The sequence below is a fragment of the Pseudomonas sp. GW823-FHT02C02 genome (assembly GCF_058797635.1).
Map to the genome: position 1 here is coordinate 139,976 of NZ_JBXAJV010000011.1, position 12,554 is coordinate 152,529.

The 12,554-nt window shown below is 58.7% G+C and carries 8 protein-coding genes and 1 pseudogene; 4 read left to right on the plus strand and 5 right to left on the minus strand.

Annotated elements, in window-relative coordinates; genetic code table 11:
• Window positions 1-20 precede the first annotated feature (20 nt).
• Together AC1ROI_RS20360 and AC1ROI_RS20365 are read left to right on the plus strand one after the other, a co-directional pair.
• Window positions 21-506, plus strand: coding sequence for a glutathione peroxidase (locus tag AC1ROI_RS20360; RefSeq protein ID WP_010461280.1), 486 nt, complete (start codon window positions 21-23; stop codon window positions 504-506).
• Window positions 503-964, plus strand: a complete 462-nt coding sequence (locus AC1ROI_RS20365; RefSeq protein WP_010461278.1) for a MarR family winged helix-turn-helix transcriptional regulator — start codon at window positions 503-505, stop codon at window positions 962-964. Before AC1ROI_RS20360 ends, AC1ROI_RS20365 begins: the two co-directional genes overlap by 4 nt.
• Here the strand turns inward: AC1ROI_RS20365 and AC1ROI_RS20370 are convergent.
• Window positions 948-3,269 (minus strand): hybrid sensor histidine kinase/response regulator, encoded by a 2,322-nt coding sequence (locus AC1ROI_RS20370; protein WP_077747913.1) that lies wholly within the window; start codon window positions 3,267-3,269, stop codon window positions 948-950. The two genes, AC1ROI_RS20365 and AC1ROI_RS20370, sit on opposite strands and share 17 nt — an antisense overlap.
• Before the next feature lie 168 nt (window positions 3,270-3,437).
• Between AC1ROI_RS20370 and AC1ROI_RS20375 the strand changes: the two genes are divergently transcribed.
• Window positions 3,438-4,328 (plus strand): ATP-binding protein, encoded by an 891-nt coding sequence (locus AC1ROI_RS20375; RefSeq protein ID WP_010461274.1) that lies wholly within the window; start codon window positions 3,438-3,440, stop codon window positions 4,326-4,328.
• On the plus strand, window positions 4,325-4,807 hold the full coding sequence (locus tag AC1ROI_RS20380) for a GAF domain-containing protein (protein WP_010461273.1): 483 nt from the start codon (window positions 4,325-4,327) through the stop codon (window positions 4,805-4,807). The genes AC1ROI_RS20375 and AC1ROI_RS20380 overlap by 4 nt, the downstream gene beginning before the upstream one ends.
• Here AC1ROI_RS20380 and AC1ROI_RS20385 read toward each other — a convergent pair whose 3' ends face one another.
• The 4 genes and pseudogenes from AC1ROI_RS20385 to AC1ROI_RS20400 form a co-directional block, all read right to left on the minus strand.
• The gene (locus AC1ROI_RS20385; protein ID WP_102593945.1) at window positions 4,808-7,753 is read right to left on the minus strand and encodes an HD domain-containing phosphohydrolase; all 2,946 of its coding nucleotides are present in this window, start codon (window positions 7,751-7,753) and stop codon (window positions 4,808-4,810) included.
• A gap of 49 nt (window positions 7,754-7,802) precedes the next feature.
• Window positions 7,803-11,459, minus strand: a complete 3,657-nt coding sequence (locus AC1ROI_RS20390) for a transporter substrate-binding domain-containing protein (protein WP_102593944.1) — start codon at window positions 11,457-11,459, stop codon at window positions 7,803-7,805.
• A gap of 8 nt (window positions 11,460-11,467) precedes the next feature.
• A complete protein-coding gene (locus tag AC1ROI_RS20395) occupies window positions 11,468-12,094 on the minus strand; it encodes a response regulator transcription factor (RefSeq protein WP_010461270.1) in 627 nt (208 codons plus the stop codon).
• A gap of 257 nt (window positions 12,095-12,351) precedes the next feature.
• A pseudogene (locus AC1ROI_RS20400) lies at window positions 12,352-12,522 on the minus strand (response regulator); the annotation flags it as partial.
• Window positions 12,523-12,554: the final 32 nt, after the last annotated feature.

The following is a 12,554-nucleotide window of genomic DNA, read 5'->3' on the forward strand; positions in this document are numbered from 1 at the left end:
CGTCAATTCGAGCCAAACCCATGAGCGACAACCTGCTGACCATCCCGGTGACCACCATCAAAGGTGATCAGAAAACCCTGGCCGATTTCGCCGGCAAAGCCGTCCTGGTGGTCAACACCGCCAGCAAGTGCGGTTTTACCCCGCAATACAAAGGCCTCGAAGAATTGTGGCAGACCTACAAGGATCAAGGCCTGGTGGTGCTCGGCTTTCCCTGCAATCAGTTCGGCAAGCAGGAACCGGGTAACGAAGGGGCGATTTCCGAGTTCTGCGAGTTGAACTTCGGTGTCACCTTCCCGCTGTTCAAGAAGATTGACGTCAATGGTGCCGGTGCTCATCCGCTGTTTGTGCAATTGAAGAAACGTGCACCGGGCGTGCTCGGCTCCCAGGGCATCAAATGGAACTTCACCAAGTTCCTGATCGGCAAGGACGGCCAGTTGGTCAAGCGCTTCGCTCCGGCAACCAAGCCGCAGGACCTGAGCCGCGAGATCGAAGCCCTGCTCAAATGAACACCCTGTCCGTCGATTCGCTGAAGCTCGACAGCCAGCTCTGCTTCAAGCTGTATGCGGCTTCTCGGGCGGTGATCCGCGCCTACAAGCCGATGCTCGATCAACTGGGCCTGACCTATCCGCAATACCTGGCGATGCTGGTGTTGTGGGAATGGCAGGAAACGGCGCCGGAGCAGCCGACGGTCAAGGCGCTGGGCGAACGCCTGGCGCTGGATTCCGGCACCCTGACGCCGTTGCTCAAGCGCCTTGAGCAGCTGCAACTGGTGCAGCGCCAGCGTTCGGCGCGCGATGAGCGAGAAGTGCACCTGAGTCTTTCGCCGACCGGCAAGGCTTTGCGTGATCAGGTCGGGCCGCTCAAGGCCCGGTTGCTGTGCGACAGCGGCGTCGATCTGGATCGCCTGCATGATCTGCGCGACGGTCTCGATCACCTGCTGGGGCAAATCAAAGCGCTGTCGTAGTCGGTATCCACAGGTCGAGCAACGCGGCCAGTTCTTCTCGGCGAAAGGGCTTGGCCAGGTAATCGCTCATGCCCGCCACACGGCAGCGTTCGCGTTCCTCGGACATGGCGTTGGCAGTCAAGGCCACGATGGGCAGTTGTGGCCAGCGCCCGCTGCGACGGATTTGTCGGCTGGCTTCATAGCCATCCATCACCGGCATGTTGCAGTCCATCAGCACCAGGTCGAATTCGCTGTGCTCAAGCTGATCCAGGGCTTCGGCACCGTGAGCGGCGACGATCACCTCGCAACCGAGTTTGCCGAGCATGCCCTTGGCCACCAATTGATTGACCGGGTTGTCCTCGACCAGCAGGACACGTCCGCGTCGTTGGGGGGTAAGGTTTTCGACCCGGGCACCGTTGATCAGGTTGCTTTCGGGCAGCAGCACCCGGCGCAATGTCTGGTACAGCGCATTGCGCGCCAAAGGACGAGCCTGCTGTTGCAGGGGCGCCAGGGCGTTGGCTTCTTCACTGGGCATGAAGCTGCCATAGGCGGTCACCAGCAAGATAGGCGCGTCGAGGGTCGGGCGCAGGCCAAACAGGCATTCGGGGCAGTCGGTGATCAGCACGTCCGGGTCGAGGCCGATGAACGAGTCATCGATGGACCGTTGCTGATAGTCGAGCCCCCAGCCGGGCAACAGGTTTTTCAGCAGTTCCGCCAGGCCGCTGTTGGCCGCGGTGACGGCAATGACCTTGCCCGGTAACGGCTGTGGGGCGATGGCCCGGGTGTGGCAGGGCAACGGCAGGTCGGCGCAGAACTGGCTGCCGAAACCCGCTTCCGAGCTGATGGTCAGCCGCCCCTGCATCGCTTCGCATAGGTTATAGGTCAGCGCCAGGCCCAGCCCGGTGCCGCCAAATTGGCGGGTTATGCCGGCGCCGGCCTGCGTGAAAGGCTGGAAGATTTTGACCTGAGCATCCTGGGCAATCCCGATACCGGTGTCGCAGACTTCGATTCTGACGCCATCTTCAAAGGTTGAAAGGCGCACATCCACCCGACCGAAACGGGTGAACTTGAGGGCGTTGGACAACAGGTTGCTGACGATCTGCCGGACGCGGGTCGGATCCCCCAGCACCAACGCCGGAAAGTGCGGATCGATCAGGCAGGTCAACTCGACGCTGGGCGCGGCGTTCTGCGACAGCAGATTGGCGGTGTCTTCGATCAGCGACCCGAGGTCGAACGGAATGTGTTCGAGTTCGAGCTGGCCGGCATCGAATTTCGACAGGTCGAGAATATCGTTGAGCAGTTCCACCAGCACTTTGCCCGAGTCATGGGCAATGGACAGCTGTTGCTGTTGTTCGGCAGTGAGCGGTCCGTCCAGCGAGAGCGCGATCATGCCCAGCAGGCCGTTGAGCGGTGTGCGGATTTCATGGCTCATATTGGCGAGAAACACCGAGCGTGCTTCGGCCATATCGAGGGCGGTGCTTCGTGCGACTTCCAGCTCCTGGTTGGATTGACTGAGCCGGGCATTGATCGCCTTGAGCTCCGCGGTGCGGGCCGAGACGATGTTTTCCAGTTGCCCGAGGTAGTCTGTCAGGCGGTTTTCGGCGTTGCGCCGCTGCTGGATTTCGGTGGCGATGTTTTCGAACTGCTGGTTGGCCACTTTGACCAGCACACCGATTTCATCGTTTTTATGTCCGCTCGGGTATTCCAGCCAGGTCGGTTCCGCGCTACGCGGATCGCGCCCGCTGAGTTCGCGGATGACCCGCACCAGCGGCTTCGTCAGCATCACGTAGAACAGCGCCAACAGGATGCCGGTCAGGATCAGGCTGCGAGCGAAGCCGTTGAGCAGCGTCACCTCGGCCCGGCGCAGGAAACGGCTGCCGAAGGCGTAGGTATCGACTTCCAGTCGCAAGGTGCCGAGTGATTCGTTCGGCAAGTGATCGAGGTAGAGGCGGTCTTCAAACTGGCGGTTGGCGCCGAACAGGAAGTCGCTGATCATCCGATAATTGCTTTGCAGGGTCGGGCGTTTGACGCTGGCCAGGACGGTGCCGTTGTTGTCAGTCAATTGCGCACCGATGATCGCCGGCGAGCGCAACAGGCCCATGGTCAGTTCCTGGGAGAGTTCGGCGTCGATGTTGTAGGCGATGCGGGACGCGGGGTTATGGCTGATTTCCAGTAAAGACAGTATTTCACGGTTGATGGAGGCGTCTTCGCTGGCATAATCGATGCCTATTTGCAGCAGACTGAGCAGCGTGCCCAGAATGAAACCGACAAGCACGGTTAGCCTGGCTTGCTTGTATGACAGCCGGTGGGTGAATTTGATATCCATGGGGTGTTGAACCACTTCCGTTTCCCTTCGCTGCTCAAGCATAGTCGATCATGCATGGATACCGATGTTCTCGCGAGCCCTTGTGCAACAAGGGATGAACCGGGTGCCGAATGCTTCGTTGCGTCGCTGCAATGCCATCATCACTGTGAACGTGCCCGAGGAGAAGACGTGGATTCCCGATTGAATGCTTTTCTTGAACGCGCCGATGCTGTCCTGGCCCGTATCGAACCGCTCTTGCCTGCTCCTCGGCAAGCCATCGACTGGACGCAATGCCTGGCCGCGCGCTGGCAACGCGAAGGCCGCAGCGGGTTTCTGCTGCCGCTGCATGTCAGCCTCGACACGCGGTTGTCCGACTTGATCGGTGTCGACCGCCAAGTGGAGCAACTGGGGCGAAATACCCAGCAGTTCCTCGACGGCATGCCCGCCAACCACGCTCTGCTCTGGGGTTCGCGCGGCACCGGCAAATCGTCGCTGGTGCGCGCATTGCTGGCCGAGCACGCCAAGGCCGGCCTGCGGTTGATCGAGATCGAGCGCGATCACCTGGCGGACCTGCCGCGCGTGGTCGAACAGATCGCCAGGCTGCCTCAGCGTTTCGTGCTGTTTTGCGATGACCTGTCGTTTGAGTCGGGTGAAGGCGACTATCGCGTGCTCAAGAGCGTGCTCGACGGCTCGCTCGAACAGGCGCCGGATAACGTCTTGCTGTACGCCACCTCTAACCGTCGCCACCTGGTGCCGGAAAAGGAAAGCGATAACGAAAACTGGAAACGGGTCGATGGCGAACTGCATCCCAGCGAGGCGGTGGAAGACAAGATCGCGCTGTCGGACCGTTTTGGATTGTGGCTGTCGTTCTATCCGTTTACTCAAGAGCACTTCCTTGACGTCGTCGAGCACTGGATCGGGCAATTGGCCGGAAAATCCGGCCTTGAGTGGCAGCGTAACGAAGAGCTGGACATCCTCGCCGTGCGCTGGGCTACGGGCCGGGGCAACCGCAATGGACGCTGCGCATATCAATTTGCCCGCTATTGGGTGGGGCTGAAGCTGTTGGAGCACAAAGCATGATCGATTTACAGAAGAGCGGCCAAGGCCTGGACGGTTACGGCATGTTATGGGCGCAGCTGGAGTCGCTACTGGCGGACGAGCGTGACTTTATCGCCAACGCTGCGCAGTTTTCGGCGTTCCTGTACAGCCAGCTCGACGACTTGAACTGGGCCGGTTTCTACCTCAATCGCGACGAAGAACTGGTGCTTGGCCCGTTTCAGGGGCAGATCGCCTGTGTGCGGATTCCTTTCGGTCGCGGAGTGTGTGGGACGGCGGCGGCGACCTTGAAGACCCAGTTGGTCGAAGACGTTCACGCGTTCCCCGGGCACATCGCCTGCGACAGCGCCTCGAACAGCGAGCTGGTCGTGCCGCTGGTCAAGGACGGTCGCCTGATTGGCGTGCTGGACCTCGACAGCCCGAGTCTGGCGCGGTTTACCGCTGACGATCAGGCCGGTATCGAGCAACTGGCGGCGATTTTCCTGCGTCTGACCGATTGCTGATCACACCCTCAATCCGGCCTTGAGCAACAGGCTTGACGGGTCGACCGCATCGATCTGCCTTGGATCGAGGAATCGGTCGGCGTATTGCAGATAGATGCCGGCGTTGATGAACAAGCCGAACAACTCCGGATCGATATGGGCGTCACGGCACATGGTGGCCATGATGCCCAGCGCTTCGCTCAAGGTTTTGGCCTTCTTGTAAGGGCGATCGGCGGCGGTCAGTGCCTCGAAAATATCGGCAATCGCCATCATCCGTGCCGGCAGACTCATTTCTTCGCGCTTCAACTGTTTGGGGTAACCGGTGCCGTCCATTTTCTCGTGGTGGCCGCCAGCGATTTCCGCGACGTTGTTGAGGTGGCCGGGGAAGGGCAAGTGGCTGAGCATCAGGATCGTCTGCACCATGTGATGATTAATGATGTAACGCTCCTCGCGGGTCAGCGTGCCTCGGGTGATGCTCAGGTTGTAGAGCTCGCCTCGGTTGTATTTGTAGCGCGGCACATCGAGCTTGAAACCCCAGGGATTGTCTTCCGGAATCAGTTCGCTTTCGGCGCGTTCGAACAGGTGCTCGGGTTTATCCGCCAACAGCGGCTCGCTGACCGGCAAGGTCGGTGCCGGGGTTCTTTCCTGGCGACGGTTTTCTTCCCAGGACACACCGATTCGATCGTCCAGGGTTCGGGTCCAGTTGCGCTGGGCAATGCTGCGCAGCCGTTGCAGATCGGCTTCGGCCATGGCCTCTGCGCCCAGATTACAGCGGGCGACGAAGGCGAAATCATCATCCAGCCCGGCCAGGTTGGCATTGCGCAATTCGGCCAGGTGCTGCTCGTCACCGCCCAAGGCGACGGCTTGCCAATAATTGATCCAGGCATCGCGCTTGAGGACTTCGAAACGGGTGCGGATTTCATGGATGCGGTCGTTCAGGGTCTCAAGCTTGGTGGCTTTGTCGACCACGTATTCAGGCGTCGTGACCTTCCCGCAGTCGTGCAGCCAGGCCGCAATGTGCAAGGCTTCCCACTCATCTTCGGTGGGTTGGTAGTCGCTGAAGGCCGGGGCCTGACTGGCGGCCGCCGCCTGGGCGAGCATCAGGGTCAGCTCCGGCACTCGCTGGCAGTGGCCTCCGGTATAAGGGCTCTTGGCATCGATCGCGCCGGCCAGCAGTTGAATGAAGGCGTCCAGCAGTTGTTTCTGTTTGGCTTGCAGGCGCTGGCTCTCAATGCTCACGGCCGCGGCGCCGGACACCGCCTGGAGAAACGCGATGCGGTCCGGGCGCAGTTTTTCCAGGTCGCTTTGTGTGCCGCTGTCGGTCAAAAGCAGGATCAGCAGGCCCACGGTTTCGTTGTGCCGATTGTGCAAGCGGATACCGATCAGGTGCACCCGGGGGCATTCCAGCGCGAGCATCACCTTCTGCAAATCCCCCGCCTGTTCGAAACCCAGATTGGTCACGATATTGTCGGCGTTCGACAACTGCTGAAGCCACTGAGGACTCTGCGGATCCTGGAGTTCGTGTCCCTGAACTCCGAATGAGGGCAATGCTTGTGACGTGCCATTGATGACCAGGCCCTGGGGCTCCATGCGATCGCTGTCACGTTCGCGCAGGTAAATAAGACCGGCCTGGGCTTGCCCGATCTTCACGGTTTCAAACAGCACCCGCTGCAGCAACGGCGCAAAGCGGGTCTCCGCGCTCAAGCTATCGGTGATCTGGAAAAAACTGCCCAGAGTGTCCTTCATCCGCGCCATCGACACGCTCAGTTGGTCAATTTCAAGCACCGGCGAACTGTGGCCGATCGGAAAGTCGAAATTGAAACTGCGCACCGCATCGGCTTCCTGCACCAGCGTGCGCAGGGGCTTGACCAGGACTCTGGAGGTCAACCATCCCACGGGCAGGCACAGCAGCAATGTCGCCAGAGTAATCAGCGCGCCTTGCCAGCGCATGCGGTAGGCATCGGCGAGCAATTCGTCCTCAGGCACCAGCAACGCCAGTTGCAGTCCCTGGGGGCCGCCCTCCGTCATGCTGCTGCGCGCCACGATCCATTGACGACCGGCGGCGTCCAGCCGATTGCTGGCAGGAGGATTGGAGAGCAGGGCGCCGAGGCCGGGGCTGAGGTCGGCAGCCTTGTTCAGGCGAGCGGTCTGGTCGTCGATGATCAGTTTGCGGCTGTCGGGGTAGGCGACCGCATTGCCCTGGGCATCGAACAGCACGATTTCGGTATGGGGCGTCACCACGTGTTTGGCCAGGGTGGCCGACAATTCGGCTAGGGTCAGGTCGGCCCCCATCACCGCGTTTTCACCACTGCGCCGGGCCAAGGTAGTGCCGACGTTGCGGGTGGAGAAAAAAACGTAGGGGTCAGTGGTGATCTGGTTCACGTCGCCGCGTGCGCTGGAGAACCAGGCACGAGTGCGGGGATCGAAAGTTTCGTCGGGGTTGTCCAGGCGGTTGATGAGTGTCAGGGATTGATCAAAAAACAGGGATTGGGAGCGGATCTGACCACTGCTGCTGTGCTCGATGCTCCAGACTTGAAACGCCGCTGAATCGGGGGCTTTCAGTTCGGTTCTCAGGGATGCCGTCCGCAAGGGGCGGACCATGAAAAAATCACCGTTGCCATAACCCAGGTACAACGATGCCAGATTGGGGTTGTCGTTGAGCGACTGGCTAAAGGGCTGGAGCAACGCCAGGCGTTGCTCCAGATCCGGAGCGCGGGTCGCCGGGTAGTCCGCCAGCAGGCTCAGCAGATGGCGAATCGGCTCGTAGGTGCCTTGCAGGTCCAGGCGAACATCCTGCTCGATGCGGTTGAAGAGCTTTTCACTGCTGGAAAGAATGATCTGCGTGGTTTGCCCGTAGTTGAAAATGCCCAGCACCGCACCGGTCAGCAATAACAGAAAGGTGAACATCACACTGATATGGATGTGCAGCGGAAACCGGCGTTGATCCGGGCGCAGTGGGCTGGGCATTGCGGGTCTCTCCATGATGTTTAACACACTGCTCAGCGTCCAAGCATAGTTAAGGCTGCATCATTCTGCTTTTCTCGTTGTGGCCTATCTGTTGCTCCAAAGCCTGTTCCAATGCCTGCTCCAGTTCGACCATCGCCCGGTCCATGGCCTTGGTGCAATTGACGACTGCTTCAGGGGGGAGCACGTCATGACAGGCGTTTTCCAGCGCCTCGCAGCTGTCGATCAATCGGCAAGCCTGGACGATTCGCGCAGCCCCCTTGATTTTGTGGGCCACCTCGATGAAAGCCTGCCGATCTTCCGTGGGGGACAACGCCAGCAACTCTTGCCGATCCAGACGGTTGCTGTTCAGCAGTTCGGACAACAGGCGCCGGTCCAGTGTCGGGCTGCCACCCGTCAGCAGATGCAGCCCTTCAAGACTGAAGGCCGGGGCGCGGACCGTTGGCGCAACGCCTTCAACCCATTGACTCAAGGCTGTCAGGCTCAGGGGTTTGAACAGGCAGTCGTCCATTCCGGCTTGTCTGCAGCGTTGTATTTCTTCCGGTTGTGCGTTGGCGGTGAAGCCCAACACGGTACAAGGCCGGCTCTGCGTTTGCTGTTCATGTTGGCGAATGGAGCGAGCCAGTTCGTATCCGTCCATGATCGGCATGTTGCAATCGACGATCACCAGATCGAACACGTTGTCCTTCCAGGCCTTCAACCCCGCTTCGCCATCCGGTGCGGCGCTGTAGCGATGCCCCAGGAACTCCAGTTGCTGACACATGAGCAAGCGATTGGCGGGATGGTCGTCGACCACCAGGACGTTCAGCACAGCCGAGGTCGGGTGGAGGGACGGTTCAGCGGTTTTCGACACCCGCTCGGCTGGCAATGTTGCAAGGTTCAGCGAGATCCTGACCTGAGTGCCGATACCAGCCTGGCTGCTCAACTGCAGGTTGCCGCCCATCATCTCGCACAGATTGCGGCTGATCACCAGACCGAGCCCCGCGCCGCCTCTGGCTGCCTGCGCGGAATGATCGGCCTGGGCGAAAGGCTCGAATAAGCGCCGTTGGTCCTGTTCGTTGATCCCGACCCCGCTGTCCTGAACCTGTAACTGCAACAGCACCCGGCCGGGTTCGTCGGTCGGATGCAGTTCGACCACAATCCGGACCTGACCCTGTTCGGTAAATTTGATGGCGTTGCTGACGAGGTTGGACAGCACCTGCTTGAAGCGCATTGGGTCCAGCAGGACATCGGAGGGTGGTTCTGCCGGGTTGAAGTCCAGCCGCAGGCGCAGATTTTTCTGGCGGGCCAGTCCGTCGAAAATCCGCACCACCGACGCCACGGTTTCTCTCAGGTTGACGCGTTCCGGGCTCAGGCTCAGGCGACCGGATTCAATTCGCGCAATATCAAGAATGTCCCCGATCAGGTTCAGCAGGTCTTTCGCCGAGTGGTAGGCCACGTCAATGGCCGGGCGATCCGGGTGGCTGTGATCGATACGCTTGAGGGTCAGTTCGAGCATGCCGATGATGGCATTCATCGGCGTGCGGATTTCATGGCTCATGGTCGCCAGAAAGGTGCTTTTGGCACGGTTGGCTTCATCCGCACGCTCTTTCGCGGCACGCAGGTCGTCGAACAGTTGTCGGCGCTCGCTGATGTCGATCCAGCCGCCAATGATGCCTTGTACTTCACCGCTGGAGTCCCGGTAGGGAAGTATCCAGTGATAAATCGTCAGTGTGCGGCCACCGATATGCAATGGCCGATCGAGAATCAGCGGAGTTCCTTCGGCCACGACGCGTTGGTAATCCGCCTGGTATTCCTGGGCTTCAAATGAGTTGCTCAAGCTGCCCTGCATGACGTTTTTACCAATCACGTCTTCGCGTTTGGCGCAGAAGACCTCCAGGTAACTGTCGTTACAGCTTTGCAGCAAGCCCTGGCGATCGCGCACGTAGATGGGATGAGGCGTGCCGTTGACCAGCGATCCCATGAACTCGAGTTGGTCGTTCAGGGCGAGCTCGGCGGCCAGGCGCTGATTGATCTGGCGACGCATGTAAGCGTTCCAGGTCATGGACATCAGCAGCAACACGCCGACACCCAGAACGATCTGATAGAACACTCGGTGATAGTTGCGCCAGGTACTTTGCGAGGCAGACGAGTAGCCTTGCCAGCGGCTGTTGATAATGCCCAGCTCTTCCGGCGCGATGCTCAGCAGGGCCTTGTCGAGGATCGAACCCAGCTCTTTGGCGTCGCGCCCGGTCGCCAGGGAGAACGCGGCTTGCCGGGTACCGATAGTGGTGCTGATTTGAAGTGCGTGCTCGAAGATTCGCGATGAGATGAAATAGTTGGCAATCACCAAAGAGCTCACCGTCCCTTGCGCCTGACCCTCGGCGAGCAATTCCACGGCGCTGAAGGTGTCCGGCGTTTCGATCAGATGGATTCGCGGGAACTCGCGGCGCAGGTAATCCGCCATAGGATTGCCTTGGGCGATGGCCAGGCGCTTGTCCGTGAGTTGCGTCAGATTTGACGGGCTGTCGGCAGCTTTGCGAGTGAGCAGGACAAAGGAGTTTTCCAGATAAGGACGGCTGAAGTTCAGCATCGCTTCACGTTGGGTGCTGGGGAGCAGGGCGGCAATCAGGTCGGCCTGATGGCTGTTGACCTGCTCGATCATCTCGTCATCGTTACGGCTGCGATGGATCTCGAAGCGCAAACCGGTGCGCAATCTGATCAGTTCGAGCAAGTCGGCGGATACGCCCCGGAAGTTACCGTCGCTGTCGAAAAAGGTCAGCGGGGCCAACGCTTCGTTGACCACGACCCGCACGACGGGATGTTGCGCCAGCCAGCGTTGTTCACGGTCGCTGAGTTGCAGTTTCTGATCGGTGAGAAGAATGTCACTGCCCGCACTCCAGCGTTTGGCGATGTTTTCTCGCTCGCTGCCAGGGGTCCCTTTGAGGATGGCGTTGATGATCCCGAGCAGAGCCTGGTTGCCCTTGTGTACGGCGAAGCTGAAACCATGGGCCTCGTGTTTACCGAAGTTGGCCATGCGGATGTTGTTCAGATACCCCTTGTTGATGATGTAATGGGTTGAAATGGTGTCGCCCAGAAAAACATCGGCCTGGTCGAAAGCCACCGCATTGATTGCATTCTGGTAGGAGGGGTAGGAAGTGATGATCGCTTTCGGGTACAGGGCTTTGACTTCGTCCAGCGGCAAGTAGTGATAAACCATGCTCAGGCGCAGTCCGGCGAGCCCGTCGCTCAGGGATCTGGTTTCGCCTTCCCGTGTCACCAGAACCGGTTGATCCACGGCATAGGGCAAGGACAGCACGATGTCCGCATTGCGGGCTTCAAAACCATTGGCGCTGCCGAGCATGTCGACCTCGCCTTTTTCCAGGGCTTTGATCGCGTCTCCCCGGGAAACGTAGCGCTGGACCTTGACTGGCAGGCCGGTGGCCTTGCCCAGGATGCCCGCGTAATCAGCAGTGAAACCTTCGTAGTCGCGGCCGCTGATGGTCAGGTCGAAAGGAGGGTAGTCGGGGGCAGAGGTGCCCAGAATCAGTTCACGCTTATTGTTAAGCCATTGTTGTTGCGATTTATCCAGTTGGACTTCCATGTGTCCGGTCATTGAGCGACTGAGCAGAGTGTACTGCTCGCTCGCCGTCGGTGCCGCGTGCGCTGAGGTGCTCAGACATAAACCCGCGACCAGCGGTATCAGATAATCCATTAAACGACTGGGCATCCTGTTTCTCACACTAACGCGTTGCGTTTTGCCATATCAATGAGTTCAACGAGTGATTTGGCCTTGAGTTTTTGCATGAGACGTTTTTTGTAAGTGCTGACAGTCTTGTTGCTCAGGAACATGCCCTTGGCAATTTCCTTGTTAGTGCGGCCTTGGGCAAAAAGTTGCAATACCATCAGCTCTCGGTCATTGACTGACTTGAACAGTTCAAGGTCGGAATATCGCTCATCGTCAGCACGGACAGGATTCAAGGCCTGGCTGGGGAAATAGTTGTAACCTGATAGTACCGCTTTAATTGCGCTCACCAGTTCACTAAGGTCTTCCTGTTTGCATACATACCCGGACGCGCCGGATTGCATGCAGCGAATACCGAAAAGTGTCGGGCACTGGGCTGTTAAAACCAGCGTTTTGAGGGGGGTACTCATTGCGTTGAAGCGGGAGAGAACTTCCAGCCCATCCAGTTTGGGGATGCTGATGTCAAGAATGACCAGGTCTGGCATGCATTCACGAACCATCTGCATGGCATCGACCCCATTATCAGTTTCGCCGACGACTTTGTAACCCTCATGTTCGAGCAACATTCGGACGGCAAGACGGATGACAGGGTGATCGTCGACAATAAAAACGGAGTTCATAATCAAATCCCATACGCGCTCAAATAAAGCGCGCACCTTAGCTCAGATAGTTGAGGGGGGGATCAACTGACAGGCCTGTAGTGGCAATATAAGATAATTCCTACAATCGAAGAAGAATCGGACTACGGATCAACTAGGTTTTGCATGAGGATCAGTCAAGGTGTTGTTTGTGCGTTTGGTGGGTCGGACAGATTGATTTGAAATGGATTAGATTGTTGTTTAAATGTTTTTTAGTGTGTCTTTGTTTGGGAACGTTTTTACAGTGAAATCAAGGTCAATAAGTTTCTAAGGTCTGATTGTTTCAGGGGTTTTATCAAATAGCCCAACAAGGGCAGCCCGTGTTCGACGGCTATTCTTTCAAGAGCGTCCAGTTCAATGGATGTCAGACTACTCAGCAAAATGGCCTGTCTGATCATTCCCATTTGGCTGGTTGGCCCTGAGCTGGAAGGGGGGGCTTCCA